Genomic DNA, 22,978 nt, shown 5'->3' on the forward strand with positions numbered 1-22,978 from the left:
CGAACGAGTGATGTACAACGCACCGTCCGGACTCGTTCCGCCGCAGCGGAACATTAGACTCGACTGGCCCGGCAACAGCTCTACTGCAAGGAGGCACGGGTGCCGCTGCTGACCCGCATCACGGGACCGCGCGATCTGGACCGGCTCAGCCCGGAGGAGCTGAACCGGCTGGCGGGGGAGATCCGCGCCTTCCTCGTCGACGCCGTCTCCAAGACCGGCGGCCACCTCGGCCCCAACCTGGGCGTGGTGGAACTCACCATCGCCCTCCACCGGGTCTTCGAGTCCCCGGCCGACAAGGTCCTCTGGGACACCGGACACCAGTCCTACGTGCACAAGCTGCTCACCGGACGCCAGGACTTCTCCAAGCTGAAGATGCGCGGCGGCCTCTCCGGCTACCCCTCGCAGGCCGAGTCCGAGCACGACGTCATCGAGAACAGCCACGCCTCCACCGTCCTCGGCTGGGCCGACGGCATCGCCAAGGCCAACCAGGTGCTCGGCCGTGACGACCGCCACGTGGTCGCGGTCATCGGCGACGGCGCGCTCACCGGCGGCATGGCCTGGGAGGCGCTGAACAACATCGCCGCCGCCAAGGACCGCCCCCTCGTCATCGTCGTCAACGACAACGAGCGCTCCTACGCGCCCACCATCGGCGGTCTCGCCAACCACCTGGCCACCCTGCGCACCACCGACGGCTACGAGCGCTTCCTGGCCCGCACCAAGGACCTCCTGGAGCGCACCCCCGTCGTCGGCCGCCCCCTCTACGACACCCTGCACGGCGCCAAGAAGGGCCTGAAGGACTTCATCGCCCCGCAGGGCATGTTCGAGGACCTCGGCCTCAAGTACGTCGGCCCCATCGACGGCCACGACATCGAGGCCCTGGAGTCCGCGCTCACCCGCGCCAAGCGCTTCGGCGGCCCGGTCATCGTGCACTGCCTCACCGAGAAGGGCCGCGGCTACCAGCCCGCCCTCCAGGACGAGGCCGACCGCTTCCACGCCGTCGGCAGGATCCACCCCGACACCGGCCTGCCCATCTCCACCTCCGGCGCCGACTGGACCTCCGTCTTCGGCGACGAGATGGTCCGGATCGGCCGGGAGCGCGAGGACGTCGTCGCCATCACCGCCGCCATGCTCCAGCCGGTCGGTCTGGACAGGTTCGCCAAGGCCTTCCCCGAGCGCGTCTACGACGTCGGCATCGCCGAGCAGCACGGCGCGGTCTCCGCCGCCGGCCTCGCCCACGCCGGGGTGCACCCCGTCTTCGCGGTGTACGCCACCTTCCTCAACCGCGCCTTCGACCAGGTCCTGATGGACGTGGCCCTGCACCGGTGCGGCGTCACCTTCGTCCTGGACCGGGCCGGTGTCACCGGCACCGACGGCGCCTCCCACAACGGCATGTGGGACATGTCGATCCTCCAGGTCGTCCCCGGGCTGCGGCTCGCCGCCCCGCGCGACGCCGAGCAGGTCCGCGCCCAGCTCCGGGAGGCCATCGCCGTCGAGGACGCGCCGACCGTGGTGCGCTTCTCCAAGGGCGCGGTCGGCCCCGCCGTCCCCGCCGTGGGCCGCGTCGGCGGCATGGACGTCCTGCGCGCCCCCGGCACCGAGACGCCCGACGTGCTCCTGGTCTCCGTCGGCGCGCTCGCCCCGATGTGCCTGGAGGTCGCCGACCTGCTGGACAAGCAGGGCATCTCCACCACCGTCGTCGACCCCCGCTGGGTCAAGCCCGTCGACGAGGCCATGGCCCCGCTCGCCGACCGCCACCGGGTCGTCGTCACCGTCGAGGACAACTCCCGCGTCGGCGGCGTCGGTTCCGCCGTCGCCCAGGCCCTGCGGGACGCCGGGGTGGACGTGCCGCTGCGCGACTTCGGCATCCCGCCGCGCTTCCTCGACCACGCCTCCCGGGCCGAGGTGCTCGCCGAGATCGGGCTCACCGCCCCCGACATCGCCCGCCAGGTCACCGGCCTGGTCGCCAAGCTCGACGGCCGCTACGACCGCGCCGCCGCCCAGGCGGAGCCGGTGGAGGCCGCCCGCGACTGACCGGTCGCGACCGGACGCACCCCTTACGGCCGGATGGGCCGGTCCCGCCACTCGTCGCAGTGGCGGAACCGGCCCATCCGCGTGAAAACGCCGACGCCGGGGCATACGCAGATACGCCCCCTCTCGATCATGTCGAGGACGACAAGCGTGGGAGTCTTCCGTGAGCAGCAGCGTCTTCCGGACCAAGAAGATCGAACAGTCGATCCGTGACACCGAGGAGCCCGAGCACGCGCTCAGAAAATCCCTCTCCGCGCTGGATCTGACGGTCTTCGGTGTCGGTGTCATCATCGGCACCGGCATCTTCGTCCTGACGGGCACGGTCGCCAAGAACAACGCGGGTCCCGCCGTCGCCCTGTCGTTCGTGGTGGCCGGCGTCGTCTGCGGTCTCGCCGCCCTCTGCTACGCCGAGTTCGCCTCCACCGTCCCGGTCGCCGGATCGGCGTACACCTTCTCCTACGCGTCCCTGGGCGAACTGCCCGCCTGGATCATCGGCTGGGACCTCGTCCTGGAGTTCGCGCTCGGCACGGCGGTGGTCGCCGTCGGCTGGTCCGGCTACATCCGCTCGCTGCTGGACAACGCGGGCTGGCAGATGCCCGCGGCGCTCTCCGGCCGGGACGGCGCCGAGGGCTTCGGCTTCGACATCCTCGCCGCCGCCCTGGTCCTGGTGCTCACCGGCATCCTCGTGCTCGGCATGAAGCTGTCCGCGCGGGTCACCTCGGTCGTCGTCGCCATCAAGGTGGTCGTCGTCCTCATCGTGATCGTCGCCGGAGCCTTCTTCGTCAAGGGCGCCAACTACGACCCCTTCGTCCCGAAGGCCGAGCCGGTCGAGGCGGGCGGCGGCCTCACCTCGCCGCTGATCCAGCTCATGTTCGGCTGGGCGCCGTCCAACTTCGGCGTGATGGGCATCTTCACCGCCGCCTCGGTGGTCTTCTTCGCCTTCATCGGCTTCGACATCGTCGCCACCGCCGCCGAGGAGACCCGCAACCCGCAGCGCGACATGCCCCGCGGCATCCTCGGCTCCCTGTTCATCTGCACCACCCTGTACGTCGCGGTCTCCATCGTCGTCACCGGCATGCAGCACTACAGCGACCTCTCCGTCGATGCGCCGCTCGCCGACGCCTTCAAGGCCACCGGGCACCCCTTCTACGCCGGGGTGATCAGCTTCGGTGCCGCCGTCGGCCTCACCACCGTCTGCATGATCCTGCTGCTCGGCCAGACCCGGGTGTTCTTCGCGATGAGCCGCGACGGGCTGCTGCCCCGCTTCTTCTCCCATGTCCACCCGCGGTTCCGCACCCCGTACCGGCCGACCGTCCTGCTCGGCGTGATCATCGCGATCGTCGCGGGCTTCACCAGCCTGAGCGAACTGGCCGAACTGGTGAACATCGGCACCCTCTTCGCCTTCGTCGTGGTCGCCATCAGCGTGATCATCCTGCGCCGCACCCGCCCCGACCTGCCGCGGGCCTTCCGCACCCCGCTGGTGCCGCTGCTGCCGGCCCTGTCGGTGTGCGCCTCGCTCTGGCTGATGCTGAACCTGCCGGCCGAGACCTGGCTCCGCTTCGGCATCTGGATGGTGATCGGCTTCCTCGTCTACTTCCTCTACAGCCGCAGCCACAGCCGGCTGGCCCTCGGCGAGGACACCCCGGCGGCCGGCGGGGGCACCCGCTAGGACCTCTCGTTTGGATCATGCCGGGCTCGCGGGCCCTGGAGCCGCACCTCGCCGCGTTGTCGTCGGTCGCCAGGGCTCCGCCCCGACTCCCTCCCCCGCCTCGCGACGCACGGCGCCGGACCCCGCTGCCCGATCCGGCCTGATTCCAAACGAAAGACCCTAGGGGTTTCGGCCGGGTCGGGCCGGGCGCACCGTCCGGGGGCCGGCCACCTCCGCGCCCAGCTCCGCCACCCGGCGGCGCAGCTCCCGGTCCGCCGTCACCACCAGCACGGGCCGGTCCGGGGCGGCCCCGGCGACCAGCTCCACCATGCGGTCGTCCCCGCTGCCCGGCGCCGACTCCACCCGTACGCCCGGCACCGGGGCCACTCCGCGGGCGGCGCCCTCCACCACGAGCACGATCTCCAGGGGCCCCTCCCGGCCGGGCACCCCGTCCGCCGCCAGCCGGTCCCGCAGCCGTTCCGCCGCGCCCCGCCGGTCGCGCCACCAGCCGTCGGGCACGGACCCGACCACATTGGCGGCGTCCACGATCACGAGCGGGGCGGTGCTGCTGTCGGCCATGCCGCCAGGGTCGCACGCCCGCCGTCCCCGCCGGGACGGCCGCCCGGGCGGGCACCCGACCGGCCCGGCGGGTGTCTCGAACGTTCGATCTATGATGGTCGGCGCTCATCCTCCCCGTAAACCGGTCGTCCGGGAGGGTGGCGGGTCAGTCGCGTCAGCGGCAGAGGGGCAGGTCACGCGATGCGGACCAGATCCGGGCGCGGCGCCGCCCGCGCAACGGCGGCCGTGCCGGGCGGCGAGGGCACGACCGCGGCCCGTACGGCGGCCGAGGCGACCGTCGACGGACGCTGGCTGGTCCTCGGCAGGGACGGCAGGCTCACGGCCTACGCCCGCACCCGGGACTCCCTGCTGCGCTGGACCGAGACCAGGCCGGGCGGCCCGGAGTGGACCGGCCCGGAGGCGTTCCCCGCGCCCGGCCTGAGCCATGTCTCGATCGCGCAGGGCCCCGACGCCTACGTCCACTTCCTGGGCCGCCGGGTCCGCGGGGACGAGGGCACGCCCGCGGTCGACGTCGTCCACGCCCTCCAGTACCAGACCGGGCGGCCCGTCAGCGAGTGGCGCCCGGTGGGCGGTCCGCACAAGGACCGGGAGAAGGCCGCGCGGGTGGGCCCGCCGGTCGCCGCGGTGGGCCCCAGCGGCCGGGTCCACGTCCTGGTCGCCAACGCGGCCGGCGGGGTGATGGTCCGCCGGGAGGACGCCAAGGGCAAGTGGGAGCCCTGGCTCGACATCAAGGGCAGCAACGTACGGGGCGCCATCGCCGCGCTGGCGCACGCCTCCGGCCGGGTCGAGGCACTGGCCGGCAGCGCGCAGCGGGCCATGCGGTGGCTCCAGGACAAGGCCGACGGGGCGTTCCGGGAGCAGCCGCCCATTCCCGTGCGCATCGCCCCCGGGACCGTCTCGGCGCTGGAGACCGCGCCGGACCGGGCGACGTACTACTGGGCCGACGAGGGGACGGGACAGCTCGTCGCCCACCGGCCCGGCGGCTGGGTGATCCCGTTGGGGGGCGTCGCGTCCGACGGTCCCGCCGCGGTGCTGCGCGCGGGGCTGGACGGCTACGACTGCACGGTGCTGGCCCACCGGGCCCTGGACGGGCAGGTGATGCTCGCCGCCTGCGGGACCGAGAACGAGCAGGCGGGGCTGTGGTGGTCCCCGACCGGTGAGCGGTGCGAGGGGAACCCGGCGCTGGCGCTGGACGCCCTGGGCCGGGTGGTGCTGGCCGTGATCGGGCCGGACGGGGCGCTGAGGGTGTCCCGGCAGGGCCCCGGCCAGGGGCTCTCGCTGGAGCCCGCGGTACGGGTCTGACCGGCCGTCCCGAGGGCCCGGCCGGGTCCTCGGGACCGCGCGGCCGGGTCCTGCGGGCCATGCGGGGCGGGTCCTCGGGACCGCACGGTCGGGGATGCCCGGCTCGGCGGAGCGGGCGGTTCGCGATACGGCGAGGGTGCGGCCCCGGGTGCCGTTCGCGGAGCCGTCCCCGGGTGCGTGGTGCCGGGTCCGTCCGCTCCGGGCTGGGTGTCCGCCGGTTCCCTGCGCTGATTCCGCTTCTTCCGGTGCCGGGTTCGTGTCTGCCCGGTATCGCCTGCGGCGACTGAGGGTCTGTGACATGTCCGGGGCCGGGGGGTGATTCCGCTTGTGCGGTGCCGCCGCCTGAGCGAGGGTTCCGTCCGGGGCCGCGTGGCGGGGCCGGTGGCCGACGTCCCGGGCGGCTCGACGGGGCCGGTCTCCGGACACCCGGCAGCCCGCACGCCCCGGCCGCCCGCACGGCCCCGTCCGCCGGGAGGCCCCGACGGCCGAGCGCCCGGCATGCGTACGTGTCCCGTGCTCCGGCGGCACTCCGTGTCCCGGCGCGTGCCCCGCCTCCGGCGGGCACGGCGCACCGCGGCGCCCGGGGATGCGGAGTGCGGGGGTGCCGGAGCGCCCGGCGTCCGGGTGACGCCCGTGTCCGCGCGCGCCGCGCCCCATGGGGGCGCCCCCGTGTCCGCGCGCGCCGCGCCCCATGGGGGCGCCCCCGTGTCCGGGTGCGCCGTGCCCCCGGGGGCGACCCAGTGTCCGGGTGTGCCGCCCCCGGGGGCGACCCCGTGGCCCGGGCACGCCCACCCGGGCGCGCCCGGGCACGTCCGTGTCCGCCCCGGGGCGGGAGCGGACGGGGACCGGGGCGGACCCCGAGGGTCAGGACGTGCCGCCCCCGGCGGGGGACTTCTTGGCCGACTCGGGGATCTCCGCGTCCTCGCGCAGGGCCTTCCAGAGCTGCCCGGCCTGCGGTTCGGCGGCGACCACGCGGTTCGGGTCGATCCGGTCGTACTCCACCGGGAGCATGATCGTCTCCATGGTGGACGGGTCGACGCCGTTCAGGCTGCGGCCGAACTCCGCCAGCTTGGTCAGCGAGGCCAGTTCGGAGTCGGTGGTGAGCGCGGCGGTCAGGGTGTCCGCGATGCGGTAGGTCTTGGCGGGACTGCCCAGCAGGTCCTGCTTCTTGATCTCGCCGAGCAGGGCGATCATGAACTGCTGCTGGAGCCCGATGCGGCCCAGGTCGCTGCCGTCGCCGATGCCGTGCCGGGTGCGGACGAAGGCCAGCGACTCGGTGCCGTCCAGCTTGTGGGTGCCCGCGGTGAGGTCCAGGCCGCTGGACTTGTCGTGGATGTCCCGGTCGACGGTGACGGTGACCCCGCCTATCGCGTCCACCAGGCCCTTGAAGCCCGCGAAGTCGATCTCGACGTAGTGGTCCATGCGGACCCCGGACATCGACTCCACCGTCTTCACCACGCAGGCCGGACCGACCTGCGCGTAGATGGAGTTGAACATGACGCGTTCCTTGGCGGGCACCCGGCCGCCGTCGGAGCCGGCGCACTCCGGGCGGGTCACCAGGGTGTCGCGGGGGATGCTGACCGCGACGGCCTCCCGGCGTCCCTCGGGGATGTGCATCACCAGCGCGGTGTCGGAGCGGGCCCCGGCCACCTTGCCGGTGTTCAGCGCGGCGTTGTCCCCGGCGCGCGAGTCGGAGCCCAGGATCAGCACGTTCTGGCCGGAGGTGGGCAGCTTCTCGGGCCGGTCCCCGCCGATCGCGCGGTCGATGTCGACGCCCTTGATGTTGCCGTCGAGACCGCTGTAGAGCCAGTAGCCGACGCCGCCCACGGCGAGGAGCAGGAGCACCAGGCCGAGCACGATCCAGCGCCAGACCCGTCGCCGCCGCGGTGGGCGGGCCGCCCGGCGGCCCGAGGGGGCACGCCGGGACCGGCGGGGGGACGTTTCCGGCGGGGCGTGCGTCATGGGTGCGGGTCCTCTCTCGTGGATTCGGCTCGCTGCCGTGGTCCGGACGTGGGCGCGGGGCACGAAGTGGGGAGAGGCCGGGCCCCGCCGCGGTGATGGCCGCCGCGGCGTGTCCGAACTATAGACCGACTGGCCGGAAGGACGGTTGTGCTCCTCGGGGCACCGGTTCCGGACCAGGTCCGACCGGTGCTGTTCACCAGCAGATTGTTGAGCCGTGTATTTTCAGTCATGGCTGATTGCTGTTGACAGCTATTGCAGGCCCTGGCCAAAATGTGCCGGTCCCGTGAAGGGTGAATTGTCCGTGTGAACGTGCCGGCCGAGGGCCGGTACCCGATACGGCCGCGATGCGGGCGGGGGGACGCGAGGGCCGCACGGCCGCGAGCGCCCCTCCCGGACCGGCCGGGGCGAGAGAGGGTGGGGGCCGTGCTGTCGCGTGGAGCGTTCCTCGGTGCCGGTGAGGCGGCCGGGGCACCCGAAACCGCCGCCCGCCCCACGGTCAGCCAGGAGGCACCGCCCGGTCCCGCCGCCGAGGACCGCTACTCCGCCGCCGCGCCGACCACCCTCACCGCCGAGCACGGCGACGTCTACGTCGAGCCCGGGCTGACCCCGCTCGCCGCCCGCGAGGCCAACCGCTCGGCCGTCACCGCCCTGCTCGACGCGGCGGGCGTCGCCCACTTCGCCGTCCGCGGGACCGCCGACCACGGCACCGCCGTCGGGGTCGCCGAGGAGGACCGGGACCGGGTGCTCCAGGCCCTCTTCCGGGGTCTCGGCGAGTACCCGGGCCACCTGGCCGTCATCGACCCCGACGCCCCCCGGCCGTCCCGGCCGGTCTCCTCCCGGGACCCCCGGGCCTGGCGCGACGTCACCGCCGCCCGGGTCGTCCGGGTCGGCTGGCACCGCACCGACGAGGGCCGCCACCTCCTGCTGGGCCACGAGTACGGCTGCGCGGTCGAGTTCTGGCGGCGCGACGGCGGCCATCTGGTCGCCCCCCGCGCCAACCGCGCCACCTGGGCGGTGACCGCCGACGGCCCCGAGGTCACCGGCGCCGCCCGGCTGTTCAGCCGTTTCGTCTCGGACTGGACCCCGCGCCACCTCGCTCCCGCCCTGCGCACCCGGCCCGAGTTCCTCGTGCCCTGCGCCGACGACATCGTTTTCCCCGTCGACGCCGTCTACACCTGGGTCGACGGAAACGACCCCGCCTGGCAGGAGCGCAAGGCCCGGGCCAAGGGCGAGGTCTACCACGCCGAGTCCGCGAGCGACGCCCGCTTCATCAGCCGCGACGAGCTCCGCTACTCGATCCGCTCCCTGCACCTGTTCGCGCCCTGGATACGCGACATCCACATCGTCACCGACGACCAGGTCCCGCCGTGGTTCCGGGAGGACCTGGAGGGGGCGCGCATCACCACCCACCGCGAGATCTTCCGCGACCCCGCCGACCTGCCGACCTTCAACTCGCACTCCATCGAGAGCCAGCTCCACCACATCGACGGCCTGGCCGAGCACTTCCTGTACTTCAACGACGACATGTTCATGGGCCGCCCCGTGGCCCCCCACGCCTTCTTCACCCCCAGCGGCACGGCCCGCTACTTCCCCTCGCGCAACCGCATCCCCCAGGGCCCCGTCGTGGAGACCGACACCCCGGTCGACGCGGCCTGCAAGAACAACCGGGAACTGCTCCTCGGACGCTTCGGCAAGGTCATCACCCAGCCCATGGAGCACATCCCCTACGCCCTGCGCCGCAGCGCGATGGAGGAGGCCGAGCGGGAGTTCCCCGAGGCCTGGGCGCGCACCTCGGCCAGCAGGTTCCGGGCGATGACGGACCTCTCCCCGACCTCGTCGTTCGCCCTCTACTACGCGGCGCTGACCGGGCGGGCCCAGCCGGGCTCCATGCCCTTCACCTACCTCCAACTGGCCGTCCCGGACCTGGGGGACCGGCTCCAGAGACTCCTCGACGGCAGGGACCAGGACACCTTCTGTCTCAACGACGCCTTCTCCACCCCGGAGGACATCGAGGCCCAGCAGGAACTGCTGGACGGCTTCCTCACCTCCTACTTCCCCACCCCCAGCCCCTACGAACGATGAGACGGAGTTCATGACGTGCCCGACCCGACGTCGATGAGCTCCGCGGTACACGTCTACAAGCGGTTCATCCCCCAGCCGGTCCGGTCCGCCGCGGCCACCACCCTGCCCGCGGGCGTGCGGCGCAAGGTCAAGGGCGGCATCGCCCGTACGCTCGGCCGCCGCGAGGCGTGGCTGCACCGCAGGGCCCTGCGCCAGGTGCGCCACGCCGGGCTCGGGCGGTCCGAGCGCCGGGTCACGGCGCCCGACGGCCGGATCGCCCACGTGCACACCGGCCTCACCGCCGACCTGGCCCGCCGCCTCGACCACGACCTCGTCACCCACGCCCTCGACTCGGCCGAGGTCCCCTGGTTCGCGGTGCCCGGCCTCGACGACCGCTGGATCTCCATCGCCGTGGAGCAGCGCAACAAGGGCACCGTCCGCCGGGTGCTGCGCGCGCTGCTGGAGGAGCACACCGGGTACGTCGTCTCCGTCTCCCCGGCCCGGAACGACACCCGCGAGATACCCGGCAGCCACGTCAAGGCGTGGCGGCACTACGGCAAGGCCAGGGTCGTCCGCCTCACCTGGCTGCGCACCGACCCCACACGGAACCTCTGGATGGGCGAGGAGCACGGCGTCGAGATCGAGTTCTGGACCGCCAACTCCGACCTGCCCCGGGAACGGCTCATCGGACCGCGCCCCAACCGGGTGCAGCGCGCCGTGCCGGCGGACGCCCCCGGCGTGGAGATCGGCCTGGACCGGCTCTCCGGCTACTGCGACACCGACGGCGAGATGCCGCCCACGATCACCCTGGAGAGCTTCGACGTCGTCCGGCTGGAGGAGGTCGCCTTCCCCGTCGACGCCGTCCTCCTCTGGCAGCACGACACCCCCTGGGCCGAGGAACTGCTCCGGGCGGCGCTGCGCTCCCTGCACCAGTACGCCCCCTGGATCGACGTCACCCATGTCGTCGCCCAGGCCGAACCGCCCGCCTGGCTCAGCGGCGGCGAACGGCTCAGTCTCGTCCGCGCCCGGCCCGGCGCCGAGTGGCAGCTCGACCAACTGCCCGGCGTCGCCGACCACTTCCTGCTGATGCGGCCCGGCGCCCTGTTCGGCCGCCCGGTCCGGCCCTTCGACTACTTCACCCCCGGCGGCGGCACCCGGCCCCGGCGCGGCCCCTGGGACGCGCGGGAGTCCTACGCCCCCTGGACCAGGGCCGCCCTCGCCGCCACCGGCCGGGCCACCGCCACCGGCTACGCCCAGGGCCCCCAGCCGTACCGCACCGACCTGCTGGCCCGGCTCACGGCGACCGGGCAGCCGCCCCTGGCCTGCCCGGACGGCCAGAGCGCGGCCACCGCCGCCGGCACCCACCCGATGGACGGCCTGGTCCACCACCTCGGACACGTCACCGGCGGCGCCGACCCCTCCGGCGAGGCGTCGGTCACCCTGCACGCCGCGCTCCCCGGCATCGCCACCCACCTGGAGCGGCTCCTCGTCCGCCGGGACGTCCAGCAGCTCCAGTTCCTCGGGGCGGCCACCGCCGAGGCCGCCCACGAGGGCGGGACCGACGCCGTCATCCGCTTCCTGCACAGGTACTTCCCGGTCCCCAGCCCCTTCGAGCCGGACCGCTCCCAGATCTCCACAGAGCCGGACAACCCCTCGTGAGCACAGGTAATCCCGAGGCGTCCGCCGCGGTCGGTGCCTATCGCGCCCTCGTTCCCGCCGGCCTCAGACGCCGCGTCGCCCGCCGCGTCCCCCTGCGGCTGCGCATGGTCGTCAAGGCCGTGCTCCGCAGGCTGCACGCCTTCTCGCTGGCCTCCCGGCTGCTGCGCGGGGCCCGGGCCCGGCGCCGCTGGCCGCACCTCTTCCGGGAGGGCGAGCGGCTGGCGGCCCTCGCCGGGCACGGCGACCGGATCGCCCTGGTCCGCCCCACCGTCTCCCCCCTCGGCCTGCGCGAGGCCAACCTCGAACTCGTGGCGACGGCCCTGGAGGAGGCCGGGGTGGACTACTTCGCCCTGCGCGGCGAGTCCGACTTCCGCTCCTGCCTCGCCGTCGCCGAGTCCGACCGCGACCGGGTGTCCCGCGCCCTCGGGCGCTGCGCCGCGCAGAGCCCCGTCTACCTGCGCGCCTGCCGCGGTGAGAACGTGCAGGGCCGGACGGCCCTGGCCGGCTCCCGGCGCGGCGGCCACCTCGCCCGGCACGCCGGGGTGCTGCGGATCGGCATGGTCTGGAGCGACCCCGGGGGCTCCCTGGTGCTCGGCCTGGAGCACAGCTGCGACATCGAGTTCTGGCAGCCGCGCGACGGACGGCTGGTCGCGCCCCGCCCCAACCGCGTGATGGAGGACATCGCCCCCGGGGAGACCCGGGTCACCGCCCCGATCAGCCGCCTGACCGGCTTCGCCGCCCTCCACACCCGGCGCACCCGCTCGGTGCGCACCGTCGAGGCGTGCGCCGCGCCCCTGCCGGAGGACGTCCGCTTCCCGGTCGACGTCGTCTACACCTGGGTCGACGGCAACGACCCCGACTGGCAGCGGCGCCGCGGCGCCTTCGGCGGCGGGTACCACGCCGAGGCCGCCAACGCCGCCCGCTACATCAGCCGCGACGAACTGCGCTACTCCCTGCGGGCCCTGGAGCAGAACGCCCCCTGGGTGCGCCACGTCTACCTGGTCACGGACCGCCAGCGCCCGGCCTGGCTCAACGACGGCCACCCGCGCCTCACCGTCGTCGACCACTCCGAGATCTTCGCCGACCCGTCCTCGCTGCCCACCTTCAACTCGCACGCCATCGAGAGCCGGCTCCACCACATCGAGGGGCTGTCGGAGCACTTCCTCTACCTCAACGACGACATGTTCCTCGGCCGCCCCGTCACCCCCCAGGACTTCTTCCTGTCCAACGGCATGACCCGCACCTTCTTCTCCCCGTCCCAGGTGCCGCGCTGGGGCCCCAGCCCCGTCGACCGCCCGGTCGACGCGGCCGGCAAGAACAACCGGCGGCTGCTCCAGGAGAACTTCGGCCCCGTCATCGTCCAGAAGCTCCGGCACGCCCCCTACGCCCTGCGCCGCAGCGTCCTCCAGGAGATCGAGGAGAGGTTCCCGGAGGCGCACTGGCAGACCGCGCACAGCCGGTTCCGCAGCCCCACCGACATCTCCATCCCCTCCTCGCTCTACCACTACTACGCCTACTTCACCGGCCGGGCCGTCCCGTCCAACATCCGCTTCGCCTATCTGGACCTCGCCCGGCCCGAGGTCCAGCGCCGCCTCGGCATCCTGCTCGCCCGCCGCGACCGGCAGGCGTTCTGCATCAACGACACCCTCTCCGACGGCGAGGACGTCGCCCGGCAGACCGCGATGCTCGGCCGGTTCCTCAGGGCGTACTACCCCGTGCCCAGTCCCTTCGAGCGGAAGGAGGCCGAGGTCCGGTGAAGATCTCCTTCCTGATCAACAACGTCTACGGCATCGGCGGCACCAACCGCACGGTCATCAACCTCGCCGAGGCCCTCGGCGCCCACCACGAGGTGGAGATCGTCTCCGTCTTCCGGCGGGCGACCGCCACCAAGTTCGAGATCTCCCCCCGCGTCACCGTCCGGGCCCTCGTCGACCTGCGCCCCGGCTCCGCCGACCGCGGCGCCGCGGGCAGCGCCGAGCCCAGCGGGGTGGTGCCCCGCCAGGAGGAGTTCTCCGCCCAGTACAGCCGGTTCACCGACGAGCGGATCATCCGGGAACTGCGCCGGACGGACGCCGACGTGGTGGTCGGCACCCGGCCCAGCCTCAACCTCTTCGTCGCCGCCCACACCCGGGACGGCGCGCTGCGCGTCGCCCAGGAGCACATGACCCACCTCGCCATCCCCCCGGCCGTCCGGGCCGAGATGGCGCGGGTCTACCCGCGGCTGGACGCGATCACCACCGTGACCGAGGCCGACGCCCGCTCCTTCCTGGAGAACACCCCCGTCCCGGGCGTCCCCGTGACCGGCATCCCCAACAGCGTGCCGCGGCCGTCGGTGCCGCCCTCCGACTGCACCGGGAAGATCGTCGTCAGCGCCGGCCGCATGCACCGGATCAAACGCTACGACCTGCTGATCCGCGCCTTCGCCGGGCTGGCCGAGGAGTTCCCCGACTGGCAGCTGCGCATCTACGGCGACGGCGGCGAGGCGGCGAAGCTGCGCGCCCTGGTCACCGAACTCGGCCTCACCGGCCGGGCCCTGCTGATGGGCGGCTTCTCGCCGATCGAGTCCGAATGGGCCAAGGGCTCCGTCGCGGCCGTCACCTCCAGCGCCGAGTCCTTCGGCATGACCCTCGTCGAGGCGATGCGCTGCGGGCTCCCCGTCGTCTCCACCGACTGCCCCGTCGGCCCCCGGGAGATCCTCACCCACGGCGAGGACGGCTTCCTGGTGCCCAACGGCGAGGTCGAGGGCATCGCCCGGGGCCTGCGCCGCCTCATGGCGGACGACGTGCTGCGCCGCGACATGGGCGAGGCCGCCCTGCGCAACGCCGCCCGCTACGACCCGGCGGCCGTCGCCGACCGCTACACGCGGCTCTTCGAGGACGCCGCCCGCCGCCGCGCCGCCACCGAGCGCGGCTACCGCCCGCCGGCCGGGCCCCGCCGCTCCGGAACCGTGGCCACCGTCCCCCCGGCCTCCCTCGCGGCGGCCACCGCGGACGTCACCGTCGACGGCGCCGGATGGCTCCGCCTCGGCGCCGACGGCCCCGGCGAGGGCCGCCACCGCTGGCAGTTCGTACTGCGCCACAAGCCCTCCGACGGCCGCCGCCGCCCCGACCTGCCGGTCCGCACCTCGCGCACCCACCTGGCCAACGGCGGCACCCGCTACACCGCGGCCCTCGGCCCCTCCGTCCTCGGCGAACTCGGCGACGGACGCTGGCAGGTGACGATGCGCTCGGCCCGCTCCGGCACCGTCCACATGAAGGCCGGCATCCGCGACACCCGGGCCCTCATCGACGCCCGCGCCGGAGTCCTGGCCCGCCCGCCCGCCGGGCCCACCGCCTGGAGCCTCCCCTACGCCCAGCCCAACGGGCGGCTGATGCTGCGCACCGTGCTGCGCGAGGAGCACGCCGAGTGCACCTCGGTCGGCGTCGGCGAGGGCACCATCACGGTCCGGGGCGTGCTGTGCGGCGACCGCGCCGTCCGGCCGGGCGCCCTGTTCGTGATCAGCCGCCGCGGCCGCCACCGCGCCGACCTCACCGTCCCCGTCCAGGTGCTCGGCCGGCACTCCTTCCGCGCCGAGGTGCCCGTCCGCCGGGCCGTCGACCAGCGGCTGGAGCGGTGGGAGGACTGGGACTGGTGGCTCCAGCCCGACCCGGACGACCGGCGCAAGACCCGCGTCTGCCACGTGCTGGAGGACTTCCCCGACGTCAAGGGCGCCTACGCCCACCCGTCCGTGCCGCTGACCGGGGACGGCGCCTCCGAGTACGCCGTGATCCACCCGGCGCGGCCGGTGTGGGTCCGCCCCTACTGCTCGACCTCAGGAGCGATGGCCATGAACGTGGTCGACCGCTAGGAATGGGAAATCAGTGAACCGAACCGTCTTCGTCCTCGGGGACTCCGTGCCGGCGCCCCGAACGGACCAGGAGGCTCCCATGGCGGGCTGGGGCCAGAAGATCGAGGACCTCCTGGTGGGCCCGATCACCGTGGCCAACTACGCCCGCAGCGCCATGACCACCCGGAAGTACTTCACCGAGCGCCTTCCGGCCATGCTCAACCGGATGAAGCGCGGCGACATCGTGCTCATCGGCTTCGGCGGCGTGGACCACATGATCCACAACGGCATGCGGTACGTCCCGGTGCCCGAGTACCAGGAGTTCCTCCGGCTGTTCGCGCACTACATCCACGCCGAGGGCGGCGTCCCCGTCCTCGTGACGCCCTGCGCGCGCTACGCCTTCTCGCCCTCCGGCGAGGTGCTGAACACCCGGGGCGCGTACCCGCGCGCCATGCTGGACGTCGCCGCGGAACTCGGCGTCCCGGTGGTCGACCTGACGGGGCGCACCATGGAGCTGTGGGCCGAGATCGGCCCGACCCGGCTGCGCCAGTACTTCTCCTGGGTCGACGCGGGGGAGCACCCCCTGCACCCGGACGGGCAGATCGACTCCTCCCACCTCAACCACACCGGCGCCTTCGAGGTGGCCCGGGTCGTCGTCTCCGGACTGTGCGCCCTCGGCGTGCTCGACGCGGCGGACGTGGACGTCACCACGCTGACGGCGCCGCCGACGATGCCGCCCGTCTCGACCGAGTTCACCATCCAGTCGCCCGAGGCCGCGCTGCACTACGCGCGGCCGGTCGGCGAACCGCCCACCCTGGCCCGCCCCGCGCCGGACGCGCTCGCCGGTCCCATGGGCAAGCTCTCCGGCACCGCGGCGCCGGGCACCGACTACCTCCTCTTCTTCGAGCAGGGCCGGTACATCGGCGGCACCCGGGTCGGCGGGGCCGGCCAGTGGAGCTGGCGCCGCTCGGTCGGCTGGGCGGAGGGGGAGCACGTGGTGCAGTGCGTCGGGCTGCGCGGCGACGGCTGCTCACCGGTGGCGGAACGCCGCTTCACGGTGGTGACCGAGGTGCGCCCGCCGGTGATCGCGGTGCCCTCGCAGGGGGCCTTCGCCGGGCCGCGGCCCCGGTTCAGCGGGAAGGTCCAGCCCGGGGCCACCAAGGTCGTCCTGATGGAGGACGGTCTGCTGATCGGGGCGACCGGCGTCAACGAGAACGGCGAGTGGTCCTTCCGGCACGGTCACCCCTGGCGCCCCGGCACCCACACGGTGGAGGCGATCGCCCTCTTCGGCGCGGCCGAGTCCGCTCCGGCCAGTACCACCTTCAAGGTCGTCGGCATCCCGGAGAACAGCCCGATCCGCTCCTTCGGCGCCTCGCGCCACGCCTGCGGCGACGTCTGCGAGCACCGCCCCTTCGCCGGCGACTGGTGACCGGGGCCTCCGGCCGACGGCGGGCGGGCCGCACCGGAGTACCGGTACGGCCCGCCCGCGCCGCGCGTGCCCCGGGGGCTACTCCGGGACGCTCGCCACGCCCGGCGCCAGGAACCGCTTGCCGTTCACCCGCTCGCTGACGCCCTCGCGGTCCAGGTACGGCGTGACGCCGCCCAGGTGGAAGGGCCAGCCGGCGCCGGTGATCAGGCACAGGTCGACGTCCTGCGCCTCGGCGACCACGCCCTCGTCGAGCATCAGGCCGATCTCCTGCGCCACCGCGTCCAGGACCCGGGCGCGCACCTGCTCCTCGGTCAGGACGGTGTCGCCCTGCTCCAGCAGCGCGGCGACCTCCGGGTCCAGCACGGGGCTGCCGCTGTCGTGGACGTAGAAGCCGCGCTTGCCCGCCGCGACGACCGCCCTGAGGTTGGGCGAGACGGTGAAGCGGTCCGGGAAGGCCGTGTGGAGGGTCTCCGAGACGTGCAGGCCGATCGCCGGGCCGACCAGCTCCAGCAGGACCAGCGGGGACATCGGCAGGCCGAGCGGCTCCACCGCCCGCTCCGCCACCTCCACCGGGGTGCCCTCGTCGATGACGTTCTGGATCTCGCCCATGAAGCGGGTCAGGACGCGGTTCACCACGAACGCGGGGGCGTCCTTGACCAGTACCGCGGTCTTCTTCAGCTTCCTGGCCACGGCGAACGCGGTGGCGAGCGAGGCGTCGTCGGTCCGCTCGCCGCGCACGATCTCCAGCAGCGGCAGGACCGCGACCGGGTTGAAGAAGTGGAAGCCGACGACCCGCTCGGGGTGCTCGAGGCGCGAGGCCATCTCGGAGACCGAGAGGGAGGAGGTGTTGGTCGCGAGGATCGCGTGCGCCGGGGCGACCGCCTCGACCTCCGCGAACACCCGCTGCTTGACGGCCGTCTCCTCGAAGACGGCCTCGATGACGAAGTCCGCGTCCGCGAAGCCCTCCGCCTTGTCCAGCACGCCGCTGACCAGGGCCTTGAGCCGGTTGGCACGGTCCTGGGCGATGCGGCCCCGGCCGAGCAGCTTGTCGATCTCGGCGTGCACGTAGCCCACGCCCCTGTCGACGCGCTCCTGGTCGATGTCGGTCAGCACGACCGGCACCTCCAGGCGGCGCAGGAACAGCAGCGCGAGCTGGGAGGCCATCAGACCGGCGCCGATCACGCCCACCTTGGTGACCGGGCGGGCCAGGTTCCTGTCCGGGGCGCCGGCCGGGCGCTTGGCCCGCTTCTGCACCAGGTTGAAGGCGTAGATGCCGGAACGCAGCTCGCCGCCCATGATGAGGTCGGCCAGCGCCCGGTCCTCGGCGTCGAAGCCCGCCTGGAGGTCGCCGTCCCTGACGGCGGCGATGATGTCCAGGGCGCGGTAGGCGGCCGGGGCGGCGCCGTGCACCTTGGCGTCCGCGACGGCGCGGCCCTTGGCCACGGCCCGGTCCCAGCCCTCGCCCCGGTCGATCTCCGGGCGCTCGACGGCGATCTCGCCCCTGAGCACGGCGGCCGTCCAGGCGAGGGACCGCTCCAGGAAGTCCGCGCCCTCGAAGATCGCGTCCGCGATGCCGAGCGCGTGCACCTGCTCGCCCTTGAGCTGCCGGTTCTGGCTGAGACTGTTCTCGATGATCACCGAGACGGCCTTCTCGGCGCCGATCAGGTTCGGCAGCAGCGTGCAGCCGCCCCAGCCCGGGACCAGGCCGAGGAAGACCTCGGGCAGCGAGAAGGCGGGCAGCGCCGCGGAGACGGTGCGGTAGGAGCAGTGCAGGCCGATCTCGACCCCGCCGCCCATGGCCGCGCCGTTGTAGTAGGCGAAGGTCGGCACGGCCAGAGCGGCCAGCCGCTTGAAGACGTCGTGGCCGCCCCGGCCGATGGCGAGCGCGTCCTCGTGGCGCTTCAGCAGCTCGACGCCCTTGAGGTCGGCGCCGACCGCGAAGATGAACGGCTTGCCGGTGACCCCGGCCCCGACGATCTCCCCGGCCGCGGCCTCCTTCTCGACCAGGTCGATCGCGGCGTCGATGTTGGCCAGCGACTGCGGGCCGAGCGTCGTCGGCCTGGTGTGGTCGTGGCCGTTGTCCAGGGTGATCAGGGCGAAGCGCCCGGCACCCAGCGGCAGGTCGAAGTGGCGCACGTGCGCCTCGGTGACGACCTCGCCGGGGAACAGCTCGGCGGCGCCCTTCAGCAGTTCTGCGGTGGTGCTCACTTGTCCCCCTCGAAGTGCGGGTTCTCCCAGACGACGGTGGCGCCCATGCCGAAGCCGACGCACATGGTGGTCAGGCCGTAGCGGACGTCGGGCCGGTCCTCGAACTGGCGGGCGAGCTGGGTCATCAGCCGGACGCCGGAGGAGGCCAGCGGATGGCCGAAGGCGATGGCCCCGCCGTACTGGTTGACGCGCGGGTCGTCGTCGGCGATGCCGTAGTGCTCCAGGAAGGCGAGCACCTGGACGGCGAACGCCTCGTTGATCTCGAACAGGCCGATGTCGGAGATCGACAGGCCCGCCTGGGCGAGCGCCTTCTCGGTGGCCGGGATCGGGCCGTAGCCCATGACCTCCGGCTCCACGCCCGCGAAGGAGTACGCGACGAGGCGCATCTTCACCGGCAGCCCGTGCTCGCGGGCGAAGTCCTCGGAGGCGATCAGGGAGGCGGTGGCGCCGTCGTTGAGCCCGGCCGCGTTGCCCGCGGTGACCCGGCCGTGGACGCGGAACGGCGTCCTGAGGCCCGCCAGGTTCTCCATCGTGGTCCCCGGGCGCATCGGCTCGTCGGCGGTGACCAGGCCCCAGCCGGTCTCGCCGCCCTCGGGGGAGGTGCGGCGCACCGAGACCGGCACCAGATCCGCCTGGATCCGGCCGTCGGCGTACGCCTTGGCGGCCTTCTCCTGGGAGCGCACCGCGTACGCGTCAGCCCGCTGTTTGGTGATCGACGGGAAGCGGTCGTGCAGGTTCTCCGCGGTCATGCCCATGAACAGGGCGGACTCGTCGACCAGCTTCTCGCTGACGAACCGCGGGTTGGGGTCCACGCCCTCGCCCATCGGGTGGCGGCCCATGTGCTCGACCCCGCCCGCGACGGCCACGTCGTACGCGCCGAAGGCGACCGAGCCGGCCACCGTGGTCACGGCCGTCAGGGCGCCCGCGCACATCCGGTCGATGGAGTAGCCCGGGACCGAGGCGGGCAGGCCCGCCAGGATGCCCGCCGTACGGCCGAGGGTGAGGCCCTGGTCGCCGATCTGCGTGGTCGCGGCGACGGCGACCTCGTCGATCCGCTGCGGATCGAGACCCGGGTTGCGGCGCAGCAGCTCCCGGATCGCCTTCACGACCAGGTCGTCGGCGCGGGTCTCGTGGTAGACGCCCTTGGGGCCCGCCTTGCCGAACGGGGTGCGGACGCCGTCGACGAAGACGACGTCCCTGAGGGTACGAGGCACGATGGCTCTCCTCCAGGTGCGGGATGGCACTGCTGCGGCACGCATGCGCTGAGCGCGCGCTCAGCCCATGCTACTTGTGGGTAACGTAGCTGCCCAGCCCTCCCCGCCCAAGCGGTGAAGGTCACACCGCCCGCGGACCGGCCTCCTGCTGCTCGCCCGGCTGCGCCGCCAGCGCCTCCACCAGGAGCGGGGTCACCAGCTCCACCTGCCAGGGCCGTGCCCCGTGGGCGGCCAGCGCCTCGGCGACCGCCTCGGCACCGGTCTCCCCGGGCGGCTGCCAGCACACCCGGCGCACCGTGTCCGGCGTGATCAGGTTCTCCTGGGGCATGGCCAGTTCCTCGGCCAGCGCGCTCACCGCGGCGCGGGCCGCCGACAGCCGGGCGGCGGCGGCCGGGTCCTTGTCGGCCCAGGCGCGCGGCGGCGGCGGGCCGGTCACGGCCTGGCCGGGCTGCGGCAACTGCGACTCGGTCAGGCCCCTGGCCCGGTCCACGGCGGCCTGCCACTGGTCGAGCTGGCGCCGGTTGACCCGGCCGAAGCCGTGCAGGGCGGCCAGCGCGTGGGCGTCGGCGGGCTGCGCGAGCGCCGCCTCCACGATGGCCGCGTCGCCGAGCACCTTGCCGGGGGAGACGTCCCGGCGCTGCGCGATGTGGTCCCGGGTCTGCCACAGCTCCCGGACGACGGCGAGCTGGCGGCGCCTGTGCACCTTGTGCATGCCGGAGGTGCGCCGCCAGGGGTCCTTGCGGGGCTCGGCGGGCGGGGCGGAGGCGATGGCGTCGAACTCCTGCCGGGCCCACTCCAGCTTGCCCTGCCGGTCCAGCTCCTTCTCCAGCGCGTCGCGCAGGTCGACCAGGAGCTCCACGTCGAGCGCGGCGTAGCGCAGCCAGGGCTCGGGCAGCGGGCGGGTGGACCAGTCGACGGCCGAGTGGCCCTTCTCCAGGACGAAACCGAGCACGTTCTCGACCATCGCGCCGAGGCCGACCCGGGGGAACCCGGCGAGCCGGCCGGCCAGCTCGGTGTCGAAGAGGGTGCTCGGCGCCATCCCTATCTCGCGCAGGCAGGGCAGGTCCTGGGTGGCGGCGTGCAGCACCCACTCCGTCCCGGAGAGCGCCGCGCCCAGCCCGGACAGGTCCGGGCAGGCGACGGGGTCGATGAGCGCGGTCCCGGCGCCCTGGCGGCGGAGCTGGACCAGATAGGCCCGCTGTCCGTAGCGGTAGCCGGAGGCGCGCTCGGCGTCGACGGCGACGGGGCCGGTGCCCGCGGCGAAGGCGGCGGTCACCTCGGCGAGGGCACCGGCGTCGGCGATCACCGGCGGAATGCCCTCGCGGGGTTCGAGCAAGGGTGTCGGCGCCTGAGTCACAGAAGATCCGGCGTCGTCCGGAGGAGCGCCTCCGGTGGTGCGCAGTGAACGGTCTGCTGCGGTTTCGTGGGCGTCGGTCACCAGGCAAGAGTATCCGTGGATGAGCGGCACCCGTCGACGCGACGTTCGGTCGACGGGTGCCGGAAGGTCGTAAACCAGTCAGGTCGTGAAAGAGGGCGGGCGCCGCGGAACGGGCGGGCCCGGTGTGCGGTGGAGGGCCGGCGGGGGTGTCGGAGGGGGGAAAGGGGGCGGGGAGGGGCGGTCGCTCCGGGGGCGGGAGGTCAGTGGATGATGCCGGTCCGCAGGGCGACCGCGACCATTCCGGCGCGGTCGCCCGTGCCGAGCTTGCGGGCGATGCGGGCCAGGTGGCTCTTGACGGTCAGCGCGGACAGGCCCATGGAGACGCCGATCGCCTTGTTGGACTGGCCCTCCGCCACCAGCCGCAGCACCTCCACCTCGCGGCCGGAGAGTTCGCGGTAACCGCCCGGGTGGCTCGGGGCACCCGGGGGGCGGCGGTGCAGCCGGGCGGCCGCGGCGCCGATGGGGGCGGCACCGGGCCTGGTGGGGAGCCCGATGTTGGTACGGGTACCGGTGACGACATAGCCCTTCACGCCGCCGGCGAGGGCGTTGCGCACGGCGCCGATGTCGTCGGCGGCCGAGAGGGCGAGGCCGTTGGGCCAGCCCGCGGCGCGGGTCTCGGAGAGCAGGGTCAGGCCGGAGCCGTCGGGGAGATGGACGTCGGCGACACAGATGTCGCGGGGGTTGCCGATGCGGGGACGAGCCTCCGCGACGGACGAGGCCTCGATGACGTCGCGCACACCGAGCGCCCACAGATGGCGGGTGACGGTGGATCGGACGCGCGGGTCGGCCACGACCACCATGGCGGTCGGCTTGTTCGGGCGGTAGGCGACCAGGCTTGCGGGCTGCTCGAGAAGAACGGACACCAGGCCTCCTGGGGTGAGGGACGGGGACCGGCTCCTGGGGGTGAAGCCGGGACGAACCGTGCTTTCAAGGTCACAGTCGTCTTCGGCACCGAGCCCGCCCGCCTTTAGAGAATGATCACGATCTGGTGAGTAACAATCCGCTCAATTCGGACACGTGGTCGATCATTCGAAGTCCGAACGGTTCCACTCTGTGTCGATAAGCGCCCGAAAGTGGCCGTATCGACAAAGTGACGCGCAATTTTCCGGGGGTGCGGGGGGCTGCCGGGGGCGGCGGGGTGACGGGGTGCGGGGCGGCCCGGGGGTGGCGGGGTGGCCGGAGTCCGGGGCGGCGGAAGTCGGGGTCGCGCAGGCCCGGGGTGTCGGCGGATCGCGGGTGCTGTCGGGTCGAAGTGCGGCCGGGTCGGGGTGCGGCCGGGGCGAGGCCGGGCCGCTGTCCGGTCATGGCGCGCACATCTCCGTGGCGAACCCCTGGCGTAGGGAGCCTGTGCCGTCCGGGTGTGCGGTACCGGGGTCCGGGCTTCCCTCTACGTGCCCGGCCGCGCCCGGGGGCGATGGGTGCGGGCCCGACCGGGCGGAGCCCGGTACGAGGCTGCCGGCGGGAGGGGAAGGGAAGGGTGGGGGAGGGTGACGCGCGGGCGTCGGCCCCGCGCACGGCGATGCCCCCGGCCTATCGGACGCCGTACACGCTTGCGCATCCCGCGCATCCCGCGCATCCCGCGCATCCCGCGCATCCCGCGCATCCCGCGCATCGCCCGCCGGGC

Annotated in this window: 14 protein-coding genes; 8 read left to right on the forward strand and 6 right to left on the reverse strand. The window is 73.8% G+C overall.

The window, feature by feature from the left end:
• Positions 1-99: 99 nt before the first annotated feature.
• Positions 100-2,031 (forward strand): 1-deoxy-D-xylulose-5-phosphate synthase, encoded by a 1,932-nt coding sequence (dxs, locus tag ACZ7LB_RS23755; protein ID WP_471470928.1) that lies wholly within the window; start codon positions 100-102, stop codon positions 2,029-2,031.
• Between the two features lie 160 nt (positions 2,032-2,191).
• Positions 2,192-3,697: an amino acid permease gene (locus tag ACZ7LB_RS23760; protein WP_471470930.1), complete on the forward strand. Its 1,506-nt coding sequence runs from the start codon at positions 2,192-2,194 to the stop codon at positions 3,695-3,697.
• A 159-nt stretch (positions 3,698-3,856) separates the two neighbouring features.
• Here ACZ7LB_RS23760 and ACZ7LB_RS23765 read toward each other — a convergent pair whose 3' ends face one another.
• A complete protein-coding gene (locus ACZ7LB_RS23765; protein WP_471470931.1) occupies positions 3,857-4,255 on the reverse strand; it encodes a PIN domain-containing protein in 399 nt (132 codons plus the stop codon).
• Positions 4,256-4,435: 180 nt separating this feature from the next.
• On the opposite strand from ACZ7LB_RS23765, the gene ACZ7LB_RS23770 reads away from it, so the two are divergent.
• Positions 4,436-5,557: a PLL family lectin gene (locus tag ACZ7LB_RS23770; protein WP_471470932.1), complete on the forward strand. Its 1,122-nt coding sequence runs from the start codon at positions 4,436-4,438 to the stop codon at positions 5,555-5,557.
• A gap of 864 nt (positions 5,558-6,421) precedes the next feature.
• Here the strand turns inward: ACZ7LB_RS23770 and ACZ7LB_RS23775 are convergent.
• Entirely contained in the window at positions 6,422-7,519 is a 1,098-nt protein-coding gene (locus ACZ7LB_RS23775) for an LCP family protein (RefSeq protein ID WP_471470933.1), read from the reverse strand.
• Positions 7,520-7,942: 423 nt separating this feature from the next.
• Here ACZ7LB_RS23775 and ACZ7LB_RS23780 point away from each other — a divergent pair, with 423 nt between their 5' ends.
• The 5 genes from ACZ7LB_RS23780 to ACZ7LB_RS23800 are packed head-to-tail and all read left to right on the forward strand — an operon-like array spanning position 7,943 to position 16,494.
• Positions 7,943-9,601, forward strand: a complete 1,659-nt coding sequence (locus tag ACZ7LB_RS23780) for a stealth family protein (protein WP_471470934.1) — start codon at positions 7,943-7,945, stop codon at positions 9,599-9,601.
• A gap of 15 nt (positions 9,602-9,616) precedes the next feature.
• Positions 9,617-11,239: a sugar phosphotransferase gene (locus ACZ7LB_RS23785; RefSeq protein WP_471470935.1), complete on the forward strand. Its 1,623-nt coding sequence runs from the start codon at positions 9,617-9,619 to the stop codon at positions 11,237-11,239.
• Positions 11,236-12,996 carry a stealth family protein gene (locus ACZ7LB_RS23790; protein ID WP_471470936.1) on the forward strand — a complete coding sequence of 587 codons (1,761 nt, stop codon included), beginning with the start codon at positions 11,236-11,238 and terminating at the stop codon, positions 12,994-12,996. The genes ACZ7LB_RS23785 and ACZ7LB_RS23790 overlap by 4 nt, the downstream gene beginning before the upstream one ends.
• Positions 12,993-15,086 carry a glycosyltransferase family 4 protein gene (locus tag ACZ7LB_RS23795; RefSeq protein ID WP_471470937.1) on the forward strand — a complete coding sequence of 698 codons (2,094 nt, stop codon included), beginning with the start codon at positions 12,993-12,995 and terminating at the stop codon, positions 15,084-15,086. The genes ACZ7LB_RS23790 and ACZ7LB_RS23795 overlap by 4 nt, the downstream gene beginning before the upstream one ends.
• A gap of 13 nt (positions 15,087-15,099) precedes the next feature.
• The gene (locus ACZ7LB_RS23800; protein WP_471470938.1) at positions 15,100-16,494 is read left to right on the forward strand and encodes a GDSL-type esterase/lipase family protein; all 1,395 of its coding nucleotides are present in this window, start codon (positions 15,100-15,102) and stop codon (positions 16,492-16,494) included.
• Between the two features lie 78 nt (positions 16,495-16,572).
• Here ACZ7LB_RS23800 and ACZ7LB_RS23805 read toward each other — a convergent pair whose 3' ends face one another.
• The 4 genes from ACZ7LB_RS23805 to ACZ7LB_RS23820 all read right to left on the reverse strand — a co-directional run bounded on the left by ACZ7LB_RS23805 (position 16,573) and on the right by ACZ7LB_RS23820 (position 22,217).
• Positions 16,573-18,702, reverse strand: a complete 2,130-nt coding sequence (locus tag ACZ7LB_RS23805) for a 3-hydroxyacyl-CoA dehydrogenase NAD-binding domain-containing protein (protein WP_471470939.1) — start codon at positions 18,700-18,702, stop codon at positions 16,573-16,575.
• Complete coding sequence (locus tag ACZ7LB_RS23810; protein ID WP_471470940.1) at positions 18,699-19,916, reverse strand: thiolase family protein; 1,218 nt, start codon at positions 19,914-19,916, stop codon at positions 18,699-18,701. Before ACZ7LB_RS23810 ends, ACZ7LB_RS23805 begins: the two co-directional genes overlap by 4 nt.
• Positions 19,917-20,037: 121 nt before the next feature.
• Positions 20,038-21,354 (reverse strand): HRDC domain-containing protein, encoded by a 1,317-nt coding sequence (locus ACZ7LB_RS23815; protein ID WP_471470941.1) that lies wholly within the window; start codon positions 21,352-21,354, stop codon positions 20,038-20,040.
• 200 nt (positions 21,355-21,554) lie between these two features.
• A complete protein-coding gene (locus ACZ7LB_RS23820; RefSeq protein WP_030249151.1) occupies positions 21,555-22,217 on the reverse strand; it encodes a response regulator transcription factor in 663 nt (220 codons plus the stop codon).
• Positions 22,218-22,978: the final 761 nt, after the last annotated feature.

This window comes from Streptomyces sp. NPDC107521, assembly GCF_055598485.1.

What these genes read in the sequence shown, in the direction of transcription:
- ACZ7LB_RS23775 (WP_471470933.1), bottom strand. Translation starts at nt 7,519, where the DNA reads ATGACGCACGCCCCGCCGGAAACGTCCCCCCGCCGGTCCCGGCGTGCC.
- ACZ7LB_RS23765 (WP_471470931.1), bottom strand. Translation starts at nt 4,255, where the DNA reads ATGGCCGACAGCAGCACCGCCCCGCTCGTGATCGTGGACGCCGCCAAT.
- ACZ7LB_RS23770 (WP_471470932.1), top strand. Translation starts at nt 4,436, where the DNA reads ATGCGGACCAGATCCGGGCGCGGCGCCGCCCGCGCAACGGCGGCCGTG.